General features: G+C 70.4%; 15 protein-coding genes and 1 riboswitch. Of the genes, 8 read left to right on the top strand and 7 right to left on the bottom strand.

The genetic code is table 11. The features are described from left to right. Positions 1-58: 58 nt before the first annotated feature. Positions 59-1,534, bottom strand: a complete 1,476-nt coding sequence (locus tag ACWGJM_RS24320; RefSeq protein WP_453413788.1) for a sensor histidine kinase — start codon at positions 1,532-1,534, stop codon at positions 59-61. Positions 1,535-2,038: 504 nt separating this feature from the next. Here ACWGJM_RS24320 and nagB point away from each other — a divergent pair. The 8 genes from nagB to ACWGJM_RS24280 all read left to right on the top strand — a co-directional run bounded on the left by nagB (position 2,039) and on the right by ACWGJM_RS24280 (position 11,442). Next, positions 2,039-2,824 (top strand): glucosamine-6-phosphate deaminase, encoded by a 786-nt coding sequence (gene nagB / locus ACWGJM_RS24315; protein ID WP_453413787.1) that lies wholly within the window; start codon positions 2,039-2,041, stop codon positions 2,822-2,824. 189 nt (positions 2,825-3,013) lie between these two features. Beyond that, positions 3,014-3,778: a GntR family transcriptional regulator gene (locus ACWGJM_RS24310; protein ID WP_453413786.1), complete on the top strand. Its 765-nt coding sequence runs from the start codon at positions 3,014-3,016 to the stop codon at positions 3,776-3,778. A 245-nt stretch (positions 3,779-4,023) separates the two neighbouring features. Further along, positions 4,024-4,287: a DUF3311 domain-containing protein gene (locus ACWGJM_RS24305; protein ID WP_453413785.1), complete on the top strand. Its 264-nt coding sequence runs from the start codon at positions 4,024-4,026 to the stop codon at positions 4,285-4,287. Then, positions 4,284-5,912, top strand: coding sequence for a monocarboxylate uptake permease MctP (mctP, locus tag ACWGJM_RS24300; RefSeq protein WP_453413784.1), 1,629 nt, complete (start codon positions 4,284-4,286; stop codon positions 5,910-5,912). The genes ACWGJM_RS24305 and mctP overlap by 4 nt, the downstream gene beginning before the upstream one ends. An 87-nt stretch (positions 5,913-5,999) precedes the next feature. Beyond that, positions 6,000-6,506 (top strand): GNAT family N-acetyltransferase, encoded by a 507-nt coding sequence (locus ACWGJM_RS24295; RefSeq protein WP_453413783.1) that lies wholly within the window; start codon positions 6,000-6,002, stop codon positions 6,504-6,506. 52 nt (positions 6,507-6,558) lie between these two features. After that, positions 6,559-6,683, top strand: a riboswitch (cobalamin riboswitch). Between the two features lie 124 nt (positions 6,684-6,807). Beyond that, a complete protein-coding gene (locus ACWGJM_RS24290) occupies positions 6,808-9,219 on the top strand; it encodes a ribonucleoside-diphosphate reductase subunit alpha (RefSeq protein WP_453413782.1) in 2,412 nt (803 codons plus the stop codon). Beyond that, positions 9,219-10,229 carry a ribonucleotide-diphosphate reductase subunit beta gene (locus ACWGJM_RS24285; RefSeq protein ID WP_453413781.1) on the top strand — a complete coding sequence of 337 codons (1,011 nt, stop codon included), beginning with the start codon at positions 9,219-9,221 and terminating at the stop codon, positions 10,227-10,229. Before ACWGJM_RS24290 ends, ACWGJM_RS24285 begins: the two co-directional genes overlap by 1 nt. 247 nt (positions 10,230-10,476) lie before the next feature. Then, on the top strand, positions 10,477-11,442 hold the full coding sequence (locus ACWGJM_RS24280) for a GlxA family transcriptional regulator (protein ID WP_453413780.1): 966 nt from the start codon (positions 10,477-10,479) through the stop codon (positions 11,440-11,442). A gap of 37 nt (positions 11,443-11,479) precedes the next feature. Here the strand turns inward: ACWGJM_RS24280 and ACWGJM_RS24275 are convergent, their stop codons facing one another. The 6 genes from ACWGJM_RS24275 to ACWGJM_RS24250 all read right to left on the bottom strand — a co-directional run bounded on the left by ACWGJM_RS24275 (position 11,480) and on the right by ACWGJM_RS24250 (position 18,582). Then, complete coding sequence (locus tag ACWGJM_RS24275) at positions 11,480-12,850, bottom strand: bifunctional albaflavenone monooxygenase/terpene synthase (RefSeq protein WP_453413779.1); 1,371 nt, start codon at positions 12,848-12,850, stop codon at positions 11,480-11,482. Next, entirely contained in the window at positions 12,847-13,932 is a 1,086-nt protein-coding gene (gene cyc1, locus ACWGJM_RS24270) for an epi-isozizaene synthase (RefSeq protein ID WP_453413778.1), read from the bottom strand. Before cyc1 ends, ACWGJM_RS24275 begins: the two co-directional genes overlap by 4 nt. A 245-nt stretch (positions 13,933-14,177) precedes the next feature. After that, on the bottom strand, positions 14,178-14,828 hold the full coding sequence (gene def / locus ACWGJM_RS24265) for a peptide deformylase (RefSeq protein ID WP_453413777.1): 651 nt from the start codon (positions 14,826-14,828) through the stop codon (positions 14,178-14,180). Between the two features lie 76 nt (positions 14,829-14,904). Further along, positions 14,905-15,912: a tetratricopeptide repeat protein gene (locus ACWGJM_RS24260; RefSeq protein ID WP_453413776.1), complete on the bottom strand. Its 1,008-nt coding sequence runs from the start codon at positions 15,910-15,912 to the stop codon at positions 14,905-14,907. Positions 15,913-16,012: 100 nt separating this feature from the next. After that, positions 16,013-17,269, bottom strand: coding sequence for an HD-GYP domain-containing protein (locus ACWGJM_RS24255; RefSeq protein WP_453413775.1), 1,257 nt, complete (start codon positions 17,267-17,269; stop codon positions 16,013-16,015). Further along, positions 17,266-18,582 carry an HD-GYP domain-containing protein gene (locus tag ACWGJM_RS24250; protein WP_453413774.1) on the bottom strand — a complete coding sequence of 439 codons (1,317 nt, stop codon included), beginning with the start codon at positions 18,580-18,582 and terminating at the stop codon, positions 17,266-17,268. The genes ACWGJM_RS24255 and ACWGJM_RS24250 overlap by 4 nt, the downstream gene beginning before the upstream one ends. Positions 18,583-18,595 lie beyond the last annotated feature (13 nt).

The raw sequence follows: 18,595 nt of genomic DNA, 5'->3' as shown, positions 1-18,595 counted from the left end.
CTCAATGCTGTCCGGGGTGCCTCCGCCGCGTCCGCGCCGGCTTCTGCCGCGTCCGCGCCTACTTCTGCGCCAGCACCGGAATGTCGAGGATCACCCGCGTCCCCCGCTGCGGCGCCGGGACCATGTCGAAGGTGCCGCCCAACTCGCCCTCCACCAGGGTCCGTACGATCTGGAGACCCAGGTTGCCCGAGCGGTGGGGGTCGAAGCCGTCGGGGAGGCCGACGCCGTCGTCCTGGACGGTGACCAGGAGGCGGGCCTCCTTGGTGGTGCCGCCGCGGACCGCGGAGACCTCGACGGTTCCGGTGTCTCCCTCGCGGAAGCCGTGCTCCAGGGCGTTCTGGAGGATCTCGGTCAGGACCATGGACAGCGGGGTGGCGACCTCGGCGTCGAGTATGCCGAAGCGGCCACTGCGCCTGCCGGTCACCTTGCCCGGTGAGATCTCGGCGACCATCGCGAGCACCCGGTCGGCGATCTCGTCGAACTCCACCCGCTCGTCCAGGTTCTGGGACAGCGTCTCGTGCACGATGGCGATGGAGCCGACCCGCCGCACGGCCTCCTCCAGCGCCTCCCGGCCGCGCTCGGAGTCGATGCGCCGGGCCTGGAGGCGGAGCAGAGCGGCCACCGTCTGGAGGTTGTTCTTCACCCGGTGGTGGATCTCCCGGATGGTGGCGTCCTTGGTGATCAACTCGCGTTCGCGGCGGCGCAGTTCGGTGACGTCCCGCAGCAGGACCAGCGAACCGATGCGCGTCCCCTTGGGCTTGAGCGGGATCGCCCGGAACTGGATCACGCCGTCGTGGGCCTCGATCTCGAACTCGCGCGGCGCCCATCCGCTCGCGACCTTGGCCAGCGCCTCGTCCACCGGGCCTCGGGTCGGGGCCAGTTCGGCGGTGGTCGTGCCCAGCTCCTGGCCGACCAGGTCGGCGGCGAGCCCGAGACGGTGGTAGGCGGACAGGGCGTTCGGCGAGGCGTACTGGACGATGCCATCCGCGTCCAGCCGGATCAGGCCGTCGCCGACGCGCGGCGATGCGTCCATGTCGACCTGCTGGTCGGGGAACGGGAAGGAGCCGGCCGCGATCATCTGCGCCAGGTCGGAGGCGCTCTGGAGGTAGGTGAGCTCCAGGCGGCTCGGGGTGCGCACGGTCAGCAGATTGGTGTTGCGGGCGATGACTCCGAGGACCCGCCCCTCCCGTCGTACGGGGATCGACTCGACCCGCACCGGGACTTCCTCGCGCCACTCCGGGTCGCCCTCGCGCACGATCCGGCCCTCGTCCAGCGCCGCGTCCAGCATGGGACGCCGGCCGCGCGGGACCAGATGGCCGACCATGTCGTCCTGGTAGGAGGTCGGGCCGGTGTTGGGGCGCATCTGGGCCACCGAGACGTACCGCGTGCCGTCGCGCGTGGGGACCCACAGGACCAGGTCCGCGAAGGAGAGGTCGGAGAGCAGCTGCCACTCCGAGACCAGCAGGTGGAGCCACTCGAGGTCGGAGTCGTCGAGGGCGGTGTGCTGGCGTACGAGTTCGTTCATGGAGGGCACGTCTGCGAGCGTACCCGGGGGCTCGGACCTGCCCGAAAAACACCCGCGGGCCGCGGCGCCTGGGAGGGACCCTCAACCCTCCCGGCACCGCAGCCCGGAGCAGCAACGGCCGTGGGGTGTGCGGTCCCGGTCGGCCGATGGATGAGGATCCGGGGCAGTCAGGGCAGAGAGCTCCGGTTCCTCGGTCCGCCTTCCTGTGCGGGGAAGACGGAAGAATGCGTCCTTACGCATTGTGGACTAGACCAGCAGATGTGTCCATGCGTCGGGAGTTGTTGCAACTTGGCGCTTCGCAGCCTAGCCCGCCCGGGTCACGTACGGGGCCAGATGGCCATGGCAATTTCCGATAGTGCCGCCCGGGTTCCGGGTGAGGCCGGCGACGGAGGCCGCTGCGTAGCCGTGCCGTCACAGGGGGCTCGCTGACGGGGTCAGGGTGTGCGCGGTACCATTCTTTCGATTGGTCTAAACCACACTGACCGGTAACCACACAGATCGGCAGGCCCCAGCGTGGAAGTTGTCATCGTTCCGGACGCCGAGTCGGGCGGCGAGCTCATCGCCGAGGCCATGGCACAGCTGTTGCGACGCAAGCCCGGGGCCCTGCTGGGCGTGGCCACCGGCTCGACCCCGCTGCCCGTCTACCGGGCCCTGGCGGCCAAGGTGCAGGCCGGGGCCGTGGACACCTCGCGGGCGCGAATAGCGCAGCTCGACGAGTACGTGGGACTGCCCGCCGAGCATCCCGAGTCCTACCGGTCCGTGCTCCGCCGGGAGGTGCTGGAACCGCTCGGGGTCGCAATGGACGCGTTCATGGGCCCGGACGGCACCGCCGAGGACGTGCAGGGCGCGTCCGAGGCGTACGACCGGGCGCTCGCCGAGGCCGGGGGCGTGGACCTTCAGCTGCTCGGGATCGGCACCGACGGCCACATCGGCTTCAACGAGCCCTGCTCCTCGCTCGCCTCGCGCACGCGCATCAAGACGCTCACCGAGCAGACCCGCATCGACAACGCCCGCTTCTTCGAGGGCGACATCGAGCAGGTGCCGCACCACGTCATCACCCAGGGCATCGGCACCATCCTGGAGGCCCGTCACCTGGTGCTGCTCGCCACCGGCGAGGGCAAGGCGGACGCGGTGGCGGCGACGGTCGAGGGGCCGGTCGCGGCCGTCTGCCCGGCCTCGGCGCTCCAGCTGCACCCCCACGCCACGGTGGTCGTCGACGAGGCCGCCGCGTCGAAGCTCAAGCTCGCGGACTACTTCCGGCACACCTACGCCAACAAGCCGGACTGGCAGGGCATCTGAGGCCGGCATGAGGTCGGTATGAGGCCCGGTGACCCCGGCTTTGGACTAGACCAAGGGGGATCACAACGGTATACAGAGGAGATCACGGAGCGTGCGGGTGGGGCCCGACGCGCTGAGCCGTGCCACGATGTGAGCCGTGGCCGATGGGCATGTCGGTCGCTTGGGCACCCGGAGCCGGGAAGGCAGAGCATGAGCACCGACGTCAGCAGTGCGGAGAACGAGAATGGCGCCACCGTCCGTACCGCGCGCGTGCCCAAGTACTACCGCCTGAAGAAGCACCTGCTCGACATGACGGAGACCCAGGCGCCGGGCACCCCCGTCCCGCCCGAGCGCACGCTGGCCGCCGAGTTCGACACCTCTCGCACCACCGTGCGCCAGGCCCTTCAGGAGCTGGTCGTCGAGGGCCGGCTGGAGCGCATCCAGGGCAAGGGCACCTTCGTCGCCAAGCCGAAGGTCTCGCAGGCGCTGCAACTCACCAGCTACACCGAGGACATGCGTGCCCAGGGCCTGGAGCCGACCTCGCAGCTGCTGGACGTCGGCTACATCACCGCCGACGAGCGGCTCGCCGAGCTGCTCGACATCACGGCCGGAGGCAGGGTGCTGCGCATCGAGCGGCTGCGCATGGCCAACGGTGAGCCGATGGCCATCGAGACCACGCATCTGTCGGCCAAGCGCTTCCCGGCGCTGCGCCGCAGCCTCGTGAAGTACACCTCGCTGTACACCGCGCTCGCCGAGGTCTACGACGTCCACCTCGCCGAGGCCGAGGAGACCATCGAGACCTCGCTGGCCACCCCGCGCGAGGCGGGCCTGCTCGGTACGGACGTGGGCCTGCCGATGCTGATGCTCTCCCGGCACTCCCTGGACCGCGAGGGCAAGCCCGTGGAGTGGGTGCGGTCGGTGTACCGGGGGGACCGCTACAAGTTCGTGGCGAGACTCAAGCGGCCGCAGGACTAGGGCCTGTTGCGAAAGTCCCTCCCCCAGCCTTCGGCCGGGAGGTGCCCCCAGCCCAGCGACGCCCGGCCCGCCCTCCGGGCGGACGACGGGACTTTCGCAACAGGCCCTAGGCGCGTCGGCGTCTTCACGCCACGCCCCCGAAATCGACATACCGATATGCGGATGAGGTCTTCCGCTGACGTGACACTGTCCCCTAGATTGCCTGCGCATTACACAGGTGATCAGTGAGGGGACGGAGCTGTGGCATGTCGGAAACGCCTGAAGTGAAACCACCGGTCGTGACACCGGTCCGGGTGATCATCGGCCTGTGTCTCGTCGCGCCCTTCGTGGCGATGCTGTGGGTCGGCTCCTTCGCCAAGGCGGACCCAGCGTTCATAGGGATCCCGTTCTTCTACTGGTACCAGATGCTGTGGGTGCTCATCTCCACCGCGCTGACCGTGACCGCCTACCAGTTGTGGCGCCGTGACCAGCGTGCCCGCCAGACCGCGAAGGGGGGTGCGGCGGAATGAAGGACGGCGTGAACGGCGTCGCGCTCGGCGTCTTCATCTTCTTCTTCCTGGCCGTCACGGTCATGGGCTTCCTCGCCGCGCGCTGGCGCAGGGCCGACGACGAGCACAGCCTCGACGAATGGGGCCTGGGCGGCCGGTCGTTCGGCACCTGGATCACCTGGTTCCTGCTCGGCGGCGACCTGTACACGGCCTACACCTTCGTGGCGGTGCCGGCGGCGATCTACGCGGCGGGCGCGGCGGGCTTCTTCGCGGTGCCGTACACCATCCTCGTCTACCCGTTGATCTTCACCTTCCTGCCCCGCCTGTGGTCGGTCTCGCACAAGCACGGCTATGTGACGACCTCGGACTTCGTGCGCGGCCGGTTCGGCTCCAAGGGCCTGTCGCTGGCGGTGGCGCTGACCGGCATCCTGGCGACGATGCCGTACATCGCGCTCCAACTGGTCGGCATCCAGGCCGTACTGGACGTGATGGGCGTCGGCGGCGGCGAGAACACCAACTGGTTCGTGAAGGACCTGCCGCTGCTGATCGCCTTCGGCGTGCTGGCCGCGTACACGTACTCCTCGGGCCTCAGGGCACCCGCGCTGATCGCGTTCGTCAAGGACGCGCTGATCTACATCGTCATAGCCGTCGCGATCATCTACATCCCGGTCAAGCTGGGCGGCTTCGACGACGTCTTCGCCAAGGCGGGCCACGCGTTCAGCCAGGTCAACCCGGCGACCGGGAAGCCGCGCGGCGCGCTCGTGCCGGCGGAGGCGGGCCAGTGGACGTACGCCACGCTGGCGTTGGGCTCGGCGCTGGCGCTGTTCATGTACCCGCACTCGATCACCGCGACCCTGTCCTCGCGCAGCCGTGAGGTGATCCGCCGCAACACCACGATCCTGCCGCTGTACTCGCTGATGCTCGGTCTGCTGGCGCTGCTGGGCTTCATGGCGATCGCGGCCGGGGTGAAGGTCACCAACGGCCAGCTGGCGATCCCGCAGCTGTTCGAGGACATGTTCCCGGACTGGTTCGCGGGCGTGGCCTTCGCGGCGATCGGCATCGGCGCGCTGGTGCCGGCGGCGATCATGTCGATCGCGGCGGCCAACCTCTTCACCCGCAACATCTACAAGGACTTCATCAAGCCGGACGCCACGGCGAAGGAGGAGACCCGGGTCTCCAAGATCGTGTCGCTGCTGGTGAAGGTGGGCGCGCTGGTCTTCGTCCTGACCATGGACAAGACGGTCGCCATCAACTTCCAGCTGCTCGGCGGCATCTGGATCCTCCAGACCTTCCCGGCCCTGGTCGGTGGCCTGTTCACCCGCTGGTTCCACCGCTGGGCCCTGCTGGCCGGCTGGGCGGTCGGCATGGTGTACGGCACGGTCGCCGCGTACGGGGTGGCCTCGCCGACGCAGAAGCACTTCGGCGGCTCGGCGAAGGAGATCCCCGGCATCGGCGAGATCGGCTACATCGGCCTCACGGCGTTCGTCCTCAATGTCGTCGTGACCGTGGTCCTGACCTTCGTCCTGAAGGCGGCGAAGGCCCCCGAGGGTGTCGACGAGACCAAGCCGGAGGACTACACGGCGGACGCGGGCGACCCGGGCGTCGAGGTGGAACTGCCGCCGGCGACGGCCGGAGCTTCCCACTAGCGGAGGCCCCACACCGGGCAGGGCTGTCGGCGGGCCGTCGGAAAATCCGGCGGCCCGCCGTCGTGTGCGTGGGGCACACTGCGCGCCATGGACATCCGGATCCGCGAAGCGAAACCCGCCGAGTACGCCGCTCTCGGTGACATAACCGCCCGCGCGTACCTCGACGACGGCCTCCTCGACTACGGCGAGGGCGACGAGTACCTGCCCGTGCTGAAGGACGTCGCGAAGCGAGCCGCCGCCGCCGAGGTACTGGTCGCGGTGCGCGACGGCAAGCTGCTCGGTGGCGTCACCTATGTCCCCGACGGCGGTCCCATGGCCGACATCGCCGGCCCCGGAGAGGCCGAGATCCGCGCCCTGGCCGTCGAGCACGGGGCCCGCGGGCAAGGTGTCGGCGAGGCCCTCGTCAGAGCCTGCATCGACCGCGCCCGCGCCACGGAAGGCCGCACCCACGTCGTCCTGTCGAGCCAGCGCTCCATGCACACCGCCCACCGGCTCTACGAACGTCTCGGCTTCGTTCGCACACCGGAGCGGGACTGGAATCCCGTGCCGCACCTGGACGACCTCACTCTCCGCACCTACAAGTTGACGCTCTGAAACCACCCCGACACAACATCTGGTGGTGGCGTGACAGGCGAGCACAAGATGTATGCTCATGCTCGCTGTCGCCACAGGGGAATCCGGTGCGAATCCGGAACTGTCCCGCAACGGTGTACTTGTGCATGTCTGTGCACAGGAGTCAGTCCGAGGACCTGCCGACAGCGCGCCCCGGCCGTCCGGCCCGGGTGCCTTGACGTCCGGGCCTCGTGGAGTGGGCCGGTGGACGCGACGCCGTGCGCGCTCGTGTGCTGCCCCCTGCCCTCCGCCAGGCCCCCTGCCGAGCGAGGGAGTGCCCCACGTGACCATCGCGCCAGCCGACCCGGCTTCAGCCATCCCGGCGACCGAGGCGACCCCGGTGGAGTCCGACGGTCCCGGTGCCGCGCTGTTGCGGACCCTGACCGAGCTGACCGCCGACCTGCCCGACGCCGACCCCGGCCGGGTGGCCGCCGCCGCGCTGCGCGGCCGGTCCGCCCGTGCCGACGAGGCGGAACTGCGCGAACTGGCCACGGAGGCGGCCGCCGGCCTGATCTCCGAGGACCCGGCCTACTCGCGGCTGGCCGCCCGGCTGCTGACGATCAGCATCGCCGCGGAGGCCGCCTCCCAGGGCGTCACCTCGTTCACCGGGTCCGTGGCCGTCGGCCACCGCGAGGGCCTCATCGCCGACCGCACCGCCGACTTCGTACGGCTGCACGCGGCCCGCCTGGACGCGCTGATCGACACCGACGCCGACGACCGCTTCGGCTACTTCGGCCTGCGCACCCTGCACAGCCGCTATCTCCTGCGGCACCCCCACACCCGCAAGGTCGTCGAGACGCCCCAGCACTTCCTGCTGCGGGTGGCCAGCGGCCTCGCCGAGGACGCTGCGTTCGATCCAAAAACGGGGACCCACTCCGTCGACGAAGTCGCCGCGCTCTACGGCCTGATGAGCCGCCTCGACTACCTGCCCTCCTCCCCCACCCTGTTCAACTCCGGCACCCGGCACCCCCAGATGTCGTCCTGCTACCTCCTCGACTCCCCCAAGGACGAGCTGGACTCCATCTACGACCGCTACCACCAGGTCGCCCGGCTCTCCAAGCACGCCGGCGGCATCGGTCTGTCGTACAGCCGGATCCGTTCACGCGGCTCCCTCATCCGCGGCACCAACGGGCACTCCAACGGCATCGTGCCGTTCCTCAAGACCCTCGACGCGTCGGTCGCCGCGGTGAACCAGGGCGGCAGGCGCAAGGGCGCCGCCGCGGTCTACCTGGAGACCTGGCACTCCGACATCGAGGAGTTCCTGGAGCTGCGCGACAACACCGGCGAGGACGCCCGCCGTACGCACAACCTCAATCTCGCGCACTGGGTCCCGGACGAGTTCATGCGCCGCGTGAACGCCGACGGGCAGTGGTCCCTGTTCTCCCCGGCCGACGTGCCCGAGCTGGTCGACCTGTGGGGCGAGGAGTTCGACGCCGCGTACCGCAAGGCCGAAGCCGAGGGTCTCGCCAAGAAGACCATCCCGGCCCGTGATCTGTACGGCCGTATGATGCGCACCCTCGCGCAGACCGGCAACGGCTGGATGACCTTCAAGGACGCCGCCAACCGCACCGCCAACCAGACGGCCGAGCCGGGCCACGTCGTGCACTCCTCGAACCTGTGCACGGAGATCCTGGAGGTCACGGACGACGGGGAGACCGCGGTCTGCAACCTGGGTTCGGTCAACCTCGGCGCCTTCGTCGACACCGCGACCGGCGACATCGACTGGGAGCGGCTGGACGCCACCGTCCGTACCGCCGTCACCTTCCTCGACCGCGTCGTCGACATCAACTTCTACCCCACCGAGCAGGCCGGCCGCTCCAACGCCAAGTGGCGCCCGGTCGGCCTGGGCGCGATGGGTCTTCAGGACGTCTTCTTCAAGCTGCGGCTGCCCTTCGACTCGCCGGAGGCGAAGGCGCTGTCCACGCGTATCGCCGAGCGCGTCATGCTCGCCGCGTACGAGGCCTCCGCCGACCTCGCCGAGCGCAACGGCCCGCTGCCGGCCTGGGAGAAGACCCGTACCGCGAGGGGTTTCCTGCACCCCGACCACTACGACGCCGAGCTGACCTGGCCGGAGCGCTGGGCGGCGCTGCGCGAGCGCGTCGCGACGACCGGCATGCGCAACTCGCTGCTGCTGGCCATCGCCCCCACCGCCACCATCGCCTCGATCGCCGGCGTCTACGAGTGCATCGAGCCGCAGGTGTCCAACCTGTTCAAGCGCGAGACGCTGTCCGGCGAGTTCCTCCAGGTCAACTCGTACCTGGTGAAGGACCTCAAGGAGCTCGGCGTCTGGGACGCCCGCACCCGTGAGGCGCTGCGCGACGCCAACGGCTCGGTGCAGGACTTCTCCTGGATCCCGGCCGAGGTACGGGCGCTGTACCGCACGGCCTGGGAGATCCCGCAGCGCGGCCTGATCGACATGGCCGCCGCCCGCACCCCGTTCCTGGACCAGTCCCAGTCCCTGAACCTGTTCTTGGAGACGCCGACCATCGGCAAGCTCTCCTCGATGTACGCGTACGCCTGGAAGCAGGGCCTGAAGACGACGTACTACCTGCGTTCCCGCCCTGCGACCCGTATCGCCCGCGCCGCCCAGGGCCAGGCACAGGCCCAGAAGACCATCCCCGTCCAGCAGGTCGCCGACCCCGACGCGGTCGCCTGCTCCCTGGAAAACCCCGAGTCCTGCGAGGCCTGCCAGTAATGCCCAGCAACCAGAACCTGCTCGACCCCGGCTTCGAGCTGACTCTCCGCCCGATGCGCTACCCCGACTTCTACGAGCGCTACCGGGACGCCATCAAGAACACCTGGACCGTGGAGGAGGTCGACCTGCACTCGGACGTCGCCGACCTCGCGAAGCTGACTCCGGCGGAGCAGCACCTGATCGGCCGTCTGGTCGCGTTCTTCGCGACGGGCGACTCGATCGTCGCGAACAACCTGGTGCTGACCCTCTACAAGCACATCAACTCCCCCGAGGCCCGGCTGTACCTGAGCCGCCAGCTCTTCGAGGAGGCCGTGCACGTCCAGTTCTACCTGACGCTCCTGGACACCTACCTTCCCGACCCGGACGACCGTACCGCCGCCTTCGCGGCCGTGGAGAACATCCCGTCCATCCGCGAGAAGGCCGGGTTCTGCTTCAAGTGGATCAACGAGGTCGAGAAGCTGGACCGGCTGGAGTCCAGGGCGGACCGCCGCCGCTTCCTGCTCAACCTCATCTGCTTCGCCGCGTGCATCGAGGGCCTGTTCTTCTACGGTGCCTTCGCGTACGTCTACTGGTTCCGCAGCCGGGGCCTGCTGCACGGTCTGGCCACCGGCACCAACTGGGTGTTCCGCGACGAGACGATGCACATGTCCTTCGCCTTCGACGTCGTGGACACCGTCCGCAAGGAGGAGCCGGACCTCTTCGACGACGAGCTCCAGCAGCAGGTCACCGGCATGCTGCGGGAGGCCGTCGAGGCCGAGCTCCAGTTCGCGCGCGACCTGTGCGGTGACGGCCTCCCGGGTATGAACACCGACTCGATGCGACAGTATCTGGAGTGCGTCGCCGACCAGCGTCTGACGCGCCTCGGCTTCGCCCCGGTGTACGGCTCCGAGAACCCCTTCTCCTTCATGGAGCTCCAGGGTGTTCAGGAGCTGACCAACTTCTTCGAGCGGCGTCCTTCGGCGTACCAGGTGGCGGTGGAGGGCACCGTCGACCTGGACGAGGACTTCTGATCCGCGGTCTCTTCCCTGGCCTGCTGGGCCTCCCTGATCTGTCGGTCGACGCGCCGGTCGTGCGCGATGCCGATCAGTGACGGGAGGACCAGGAGGACAAAGATCCCGAGGACGACGAGCATTGCGGTCAGGCCTTCTGTCTGCGCTGTAGTCATGACACCACTGTCGCGCCGGATACTGCTTACCGTGAGTGGCAGGACTGCCGTACACCTTCAAATTCCTGCCACTGCGGGGGCACACTGGCAGCATGCTGAAGAACGTGGCGGCCGTGCTGCTGGACGGCGTCCATCCCTTCGAGCTCGGCGTCGTCTGCGAGGTGTTCGGCATCGACCGCAGCGACGAGGGGCTGCCTGTGTACGACTTCGCGGTGGTGTCGGCCGAGGGCCCGGCGCTGGGCACGCACGTCGGCGGGCTGACCGTGTCCACGCCGTACGGTCTCGACCGGCTCGACCAGGCCGATCTGATCACCGTGCCGGCCGGTAGCGAGTACCACCGCCGGGACTACCCGCCCGCGCTCCTCGACGCCCTGGTGCGGGCCGTGGAGCGCGGGGCCCGGGTGCTGAGCGTGTGCTCAGGGGTGTTCGTGCTCGGTGCCGCCGGGCTGCTCGACGGGCGGCGCTGCGCGGTGCACTGGCACCATGCGGACGAGCTGACCCGGCAGTACCCGCGCGCGCTCGTCGAACCCGACGTCCTCTACGTCGACGCGGACCCGGTGATCACCTCGGCCGGTACCGCCGCCGGGATCGACGCCTGTCTGCACATCGTGCGCAAGGAGCAGGGCCCGGAGGTCGCCAACAAGATCGCCCGGCGCATGGTGGTGCCGCCGCACCGGGACGGCGGGCAGGCGCAGTACATCGAGCGGCCGCTGCCGAAGAGCTCCTGCGACACCGTGGGCGAGGTGCTGGCGTGGATGGAGCAGCACCTCGACGAGGAGGTCACCGTGGAACAGCTCGCGGCCCGCGCCCATATGGCCCCGCGCACCTTCGCCCGCCGCTTCCAGCAGGAGACGGGCACCACCCCCTACCGCTGGATCCTGCGCCAACGGGTGTTGCTGGCTCAGGAGTTGCTGGAGGGCACGGACGAGACGATGGACGCGATCGCCTGGCGGACCGGGTTCGGTACGGCGGCCGCGCTGCGCCACCAGTTCGTCCGGGCGCTGGGCACGACACCGAACGCCTACCGGCGCGCGTTCAGGGGACCTGAGGCCGCCTGAGCGCGCGCCGGTATCGGCAGGCGTCACACGGGGTGCGTCACCACTCCACGGGCTTGAGCAGCAGCCGGTGCGGGCGGAGCGTGATGCCCACCCGGGTCGCGTCGTTCGACCCGCTGACCTGCTCGAAGCGGTACTTCGCCGACACCGCCGCGGTGATCAGGGTCAGCTGGGCCATGGAGAAGTGGTCGCTGGGGCACTTGCGGTTACCGACGCTGAAGGGACTCATCGCGTACTTGGGCACGTCCTTGGCCCGCTCCGGCAGCCAGCGGTCGGGGTCGAACCCGAGGTGGTCCGGGTAGGAACGCGCGTCGCGCTGGATCGCGTACGGGCTGTAGACGATGTCCGCCCCCGCCGGAATGCGATAGCCGCCGAGAGCGGTGTCGGTCACCGCCCGCCGCGTCAATATCCATACGGCGGGACGCAAACGCATGGCCTCGACGACGAGATTGTTCGTGTGGGCCAGCCGCCGCACGTCGTCGAATCCGACGGGCCGGCCGCCTGTCACGGATTCGACCTCGGTGCGCACCCTGGCGGCGTGTTCCGGGTGTTCGGCGAGGACCTGGAGGAGCCACATGATCGTGGAGGCGACTGTTTCGCTTCCGGGGGTGAGTATCGCTACCACCTGATCGTGGATCTCCTGTTCTCCGATGGGGTCGCCATTGTCGTCCCTCGCCTCCAGCAATGCCGTCAGCAAATCGTCCGGCTTTTGACCAGATGCCCGGCGTTCGGCGACGATCTCGTCGACCAGTAGATGCAAATCGGCCAGGGCCCGGTTGAATTCCCGGTTGGCCGGCAGCGGCAGCCGGTAGAGCGGTCCGAGCGGGACGACCATCCGGCGGTACATACCCCGGAAGACGGTGGCGAGGGCGACGCACAGCCGCTCGGCCCGCTCGTCCATGTACTCGCCGCGCAGCAGGCAGCGGGCCGCGATGCGCACGGCGACGCGGAAGGACTCGGAGGTGCAGTCGAGGGTCTCACCGGCCCGCCAGCGCTCGGTCAGCGCGTGCGCCTCCTCCTCCATGATCGGCCCGTAGGCGGGGATCGCGTCGAGGCGGAAGGCGGGCTGGATGGTGCGCCGCTGGCGGCGGTGCCGGGAGCCGTTGGCGGTGGCCACGCCCTCCTTGCCGAGCAGGCCCTCCAGGGACTCCCACAGCGGCCCGTCGATCTTGTAGTCGGGGCTGAGTGCCAGCGCGCCGGTGAGCTCCGGCGTGGTGACGGCGTACACCGTCTTGGGGCCGAGCCTGAGGCGCACGACATCGCCGTGGTCGCGCAGCCGCGACATGAAGACCAGCGGGTCGCGGGCCAGCTGCCAGCCGTGGCCGAGGAGCGGGACGGCGCCTGCGGCGAGGGGTGGTTCCCGCAGCTCCGGCGCGTCGGGCGTCACGGGTCGCGCGGATTCGACGGTCATTTCTCACCTGCCGCTTCGTTGTTGACGTACGGGGGCGTGGACCGGTCGTCCCAGCTGTCGACCATGTACCGTCCGGATTCGTGGTGGAACCAGTAGACGGAGCTGAACCAGTTCCGCATATTGCCGAGGCAGGCCCGTACGGCCGCGCCGAGTTCCTTTCCCGGCGCCGTGCCGTCGTCGAGGTCGTCGGCGAACCGTAAGGCGGTCCGCTCCGCCTCCAGGAATTCGTCGATGCATTGCTCGACGCGCCGCCTGACTTCCCCGACCGCCTCTTCCAGGGTGAGTTCCTGATGGGTGATCAGGCTGATTCCGAGATTGTGCACCTCGTCGCCCGCGATTTCCTTCGGCAGCGAGCAGAGGTCGTTGTACCACGCGGCGAATTCCTGGCTCAGCAGGGCCGGGCGGCGGTATGCCGGGTGTTTCCGTACGGCGTCCGGGAGTTCGAGTCCCGCGCTCGGCTCCAGCAGGTCCGTCCATATCCAGTGGGCGAATGTCTGGCGCCTGAGGGCGAGGTACTCCTCGACCTCGGGGACGTGTCCCTGGGTGCGGTTGCGGAACTCCCGGTCGTACGCCTCGATCACCGCGTGGAAGTGCCGGGCGAACCGCGCGTTCCACGTGTCCGGCAGGAAGGAGTACAGCCGCAGCACGCTGTCCGCGAAGCCTGCTACCAGAGGGTCCGGGTGGCGCAGTTGGTGCCCGGGTGAGTCGAGGGCCGTGTGCAGGCGGAACCTGAGCCGCCGCCAGTCGCCCGCGCGGCCGTGGACGATGTCCCGGTCGTGGCGGTCGTCCCAGACGAAGAACCACGCGCTGTAGTCGGCTATGGCCTGGAGCACCTCGTCGGGCGCCCCGAGGTAGTAGCCGGCCATGAGGTCGGTGTAGCACAGTCCGTCGGCATATTCCGCCACCTTGTCCGCCGGCATGAGCCGTTTTTCGAGCAGCCACAGGCGGGTCTTCTCCTGAAGCTTTGGCCAATACGGGTGCAGGTTCCGGGGAAACGCGTCCTCGATCACCGGAAGGGCGAGCGACGGCGGAACCGCGACCGCCGTCGGTGTCGATGTGGTGCCGCGTGGAAAAGCATGCACGAACAAACCCCTCTCAGCCGCCAGTTACGCACGCCCCTCCCGCTGTGCCGGGCGTGCGCCGTTGCGTATCCCCGCACTTCCATTCAGCACTACAACTGACCAGTCTGGGAACGGATTTGCCTCACTCACCACCCCAAGATGCCGGAAATCATGCGACGAACAAACGAACGACGCCCGGTCGGGACGGATCCTGACCGGGCGTCGTCGCTGCTCTCGTACGGTCCTCGCACGCGCGGAGCGGGGACTCAGCCGTTGGCGACCACGGGGTAGCGTGGCTCGTTCTCGGCCATCTGCCGCAGCGCGTCCTTGCGTTCACGCTTGGAGAGACGGTCGATGTAGAGGTAGCCGTACAGGTGGTCGGTCTCGTGCTGCAAACAGCGAGCGAAGTAGCCGGTGCCCCGTACCTTGATCGGGTTGCCCTTCTCGTCCTGCCCGGTGACCTCGGCGTAGTCGGGCCGCGCGAGCGGTGCGTACGCGGTCGGGACGGACAGGCAGCCCTCGTTGCTGTCGTCCAGCCGGCGCTTGTCGGCGGGCAGGTCGACGAGCTTCGGGTTGCAGACCACGCCGACGTGCCGCACGCCCTCGTCGTCCTGGCAGTCGTAGACGAAGACCTTCAGGTCGACGCCGATCTGGTTGGCGGCCAGGCCCACGCCCTCGGCGGTGCGCTGGCTGGCGAACATGTCGGCGACCAGCTTCTCGAGCTCCTCGCCGAACTCGGCGACGTCCTTGCACTCCTTGTGCAGCACCGGGTTGCCGACGACCGTGATCGGCCGCGAGGTGCCGCGCTCGCGCCAGGCGGTCTCGCGCTCCTCGCAGTCCTCCGTGTCGACGACGAAGCCCTCCTCGTCGACGGGGAGCACGCCCGCGTGCTGCTGATCGGTGTCCTGCTGGGCCATGACCGACGTACGCCTTCCTCGGAAAAACTGGGGTGCACACCACAGGTGTGGTGCTGATACAGGGTACGGCGAACGCTCAGCAGACCTCTTCCAGATCCCGCCAGTCACGCGAGTCCGGGCTGTCCGCCACCCAGCCGTCCAGCAGCCCCCTCACCAGTGAGGCGGGCGCCGCGACGCCGCATTCCCGCTCCGGCATCCACAGCTGCCCGTCGGTCCGGTGGCCCAGCGGGCCCGGGTGTCCCGGCTCGCTGTGGTCGTGGGGGTCCAGGTGGACACCGTCGCCCTCGTCGGACGGCATCCGGGACTCGGAGCACATCCGGCACAGCAGCCGCACGGACGACGACCAGTCCTCCGCCGCGAAGCCGGCGTCGGCGGCGAGCTGCTCCAGGGCGTCCCGGTCGGACTCGGTGGCGGCCTCCAGGAGGACCACCCAGGTGGGTACCGGCGAGGGCGCCCACAGCTCGATCTCGTCGAAGACGGGGTAGGCATGCCCGGCGGCCGTGGTCCGCTCACCGTGCGGCACACCGTCGTGGAGCACGACCTCGCCCCAGCGCCGTCCGGACGAGGGAAGCGGAATCGACAGCACCTCGATCCGCGCCGGATCGAGCCTGCGGCCCCACACGACCTCGGCCTCGCCCTCCGGCGACAGCCGTACGGCCGCGCTGCCCAGGTCCATCCCCAGCGGCTCCCCGGAGCCGGTGGCCCCTCCCCCAGCCTTCGGCCGGGAGGTGCCCCCAGGCACCCTCAGGCCGTAGGCCTGCCAGGCCCGGCGGGCCAGCGGCCAGTCCTGGAGGGCGGTGGCGGCGATGCCCACGTTCCACCAGTCGGGCGCCCCGGTCTCCCGGTCGAGCAGCGCCACGGCCCTGAGGCCCGCCGCCCGCGCCTGCTCCCAGTCGTGCCGGAACTTGTGCAGCAGGGCGAGGTTGAACCAGGACTCCGACAGCCAGGGCTCCAGGTCGGCGGCGCGCGTCAGCAGCTCGCCCGCGTCCTCGTACCGGCCGTCCCCGATCAGCGTGAACGCCCGGTCGGTGGCCTGCCGCCAGGAGGCGGAGGGCCGGTGCCGTCCCTTGCCGAAGATCCTCACGATTCCCGCCTGCCAGTTCCAGTTCCGCACAGTGGGCTGGCTTGTGCCCCCGGACACCCTCTCCCTCGCATCCAACCACGTACGCAGACCAGGACGCTCATTACCCATGGGTTACCCAGCCTGCCGCACGGTCAGACAGGCTCCCGCCGCCCCGCTGATGCCACAGCACCCGCGCGAGGGACTCCACGACCTCGGGCGCGTACTCCCCGGCCGTACCGAGCCGCAGCTCCTCCAGCGCCTTCAGCGGCCCGCCGGGCCCGGCGTCCCGGGTCTTCTCCTCGTAGGCGTTCACGGCCCGGACGATCCGCGCGGCGAGCGGCTGCTCCGGATAGGGGTCGGCCTGCCGCTCCACGACCACGGCGACCGCCGCGTCCACCCCGGTCTGCCGTACGACGGCCCCGCCGAGCAGCGCTATGCGCCGCTGTTCCTCGGCGGGCAGCACCGCGGTGGCACCGGCCGGCACCGGGTCGACGAGGCTGAGCTGGCCGATGTCGTGCATGAGGGCCGCGTACTCCAGCACGGTCAGCTCGGGCCGGGTGAGCCCCAGGTCGCGGCCGACGGCCCGGCTGAGCGCGGCGACCCGGTGGGCGTGCCCGGCCGGGGTGTAACCGGCTATCTCGGTGGCCCGCGCGAGGGAGGCGATGGTCTGCCGGTAGGTGGCGCGCACGGCCGCGTACCGGCGCAGCGACTGCTGGGTGAGCAGCAGGGGCAGGCAGAAGACGGGCAGCGCCCACAGGCCCGCGACGGCGATCGCGAGCGCGATCACCGCCCCGGTCGCGCACACGGCGGACCCGATCCCGACGAGTCCCCGCAGCTCGTCCCTGAGGAGCGGGCCGAAGGGCCAGCGGCTGCGGGAGTGCGCCAGCGCGGCGGCCAGCAGGGCGTCGCACAGCGCGGTGAGGGAGAGCAGCGCGATCAGCAGCAGTGCGTAGGCCGGCCCGCCCCAGGTCTCGAACACGCCCCGGTTGTACAGGGGTTGGAAGCAGACGGCGGCGAAGCCGACGGTGAGGACGCGGCGCGCCAGGTGGTCGAGGGTCGGGGTCCGCCCGCTCCAGATGTGCGGCACGCTGCCCAGCAGGGAGGCGGCGAGGACGACGGCGACGATCTGGGGCGCGTCGTGCCGGGTGGCGTGTCCCGCGTCCTCCCCGAGCAGCGCGTACGCCAGCGCCCCGGCGGCGCCGATGGGCGCGGCCTCCCTGACCCGCGCGCCGGTCCACCGGCTGAGTTCACCGACGGTGACGAGGACGCCGAAGGCGAGCGCGGCACCGCGTTCGTCCAGGCCGGTCCAGAGGGTGTCGGCGAGGGCGGCGGTGGCGACGAGGGCGGCGGAGGCGTGGATGAGGCGCAGCGCGGTCATCGCCGCGCTCCGGTCCGGCCCGCGACGGGTTCGGGTGGTGCCGTGGCGCACTCCGGCTCGTCGGCGGTGACCGCGGGACGCCAGCCGTGCCGTCCCAGGGCCCGGGCCAGCGCGGCGACCATCCGGGGGTCGAACTGCGCCCCCGCGCACCGCTGGAGCTCCTCCATGGCGACCGGTACGGGCCGGGCCCTGCGGTAGGACCGGGTGGACGTCATCGCGTCGAAGGCGTCCGCGACGGCGACGACCCGGGCGCACTCGGGGATCTGGCCGCCCACCAGCCCGTAGGGGTATCCGGTGCCGTCCAGGCGCTCGTGGTGGTGCAGGATCGCCGCCCGCGCCTCGCCGAGGAAGGAGATGCCGCGCACCATCTCGTGGCCGTACTCGGGGTGCAGTTCGATGATCCGCCGCTCCTCGGGGGTGAGCGGTCCGTCCTTGCGGAGCAGCCGCGTGGGCACGCCGAGTTTGCCGACGTCGTGCAGGATCCCAGCGAACCGCAGCACCTCGACCCGCTCGTCGTCCATGCCCAGTTCCCGGGCGATCAGCACGGACGCCTGTCCGACGCGCTCGCTGTGCCCGCGGGTGTAGCCGTCCTTGATGTCGACGGCCTGCACCAGTGCGCGGATGGTCGCCTGGTGGGCGGCGCGCTCCCGGTGGTACTGGGCGAACACCCACCAGGACACGCACATCGGCAGCAGCACGAGCAGCGCGGCGACCGGCCCGTACGGGCTGCGCCACAGCACGGCCATCATCAGCCCGGCCAGCCCGTGCACCCCGGTCGGCGCCAGGGACCGCGACAGCAGCCCCCGCCAGGCCCGGCGCACCGGCACCCGGCCCTCGACGGCGAGCATCCCGCCGTCGAGGGCGGCCAGCACCAGGCAGAACGCCGGCACGGCGGCCACGGCGGGCAGCAGGGCGTACGGGAAGTCGGAGGCGACGACCGCGGCCTGGCCGCCCAGCGCCCAGTGCACCTGCGCCGCGCCCCACACGGCGAGCGCCAGCCGGGCGGCCCGCCAGATCCGCCGCGCCGTCGCGGGCCGCTGGTCCACGCGGGACAGCAGCGCGCCCGGCAGCGGTACGAGGGCGGCGGCGGCCGGAGGCAGCAGGAACGCCCCGGCGAGCAGGACGGGGTAGACGGGGTGGAACGTGCCCGGGAAACGGCGCCGTACGACGTGCTCGCAGGCCGTGTACAGCGCGGCGAGCAGGGCGACCGCCCACCAGGGGGTGTGGAGTGCCGGCAGCGGCAACGGACACAGCAGCGAGAGCAGGGCCACACCGGCCACATAGCCGCGTACCCGTGCCGGAACCGCCTCCATGACCCCTCCCCCG

Source organism: Streptomyces sp. NPDC054834 (genome assembly GCF_053611185.1).
Note: the sequence above shows the minus strand (reverse complement) of the source record. Positions and strands in the feature narration are given on the sequence as shown.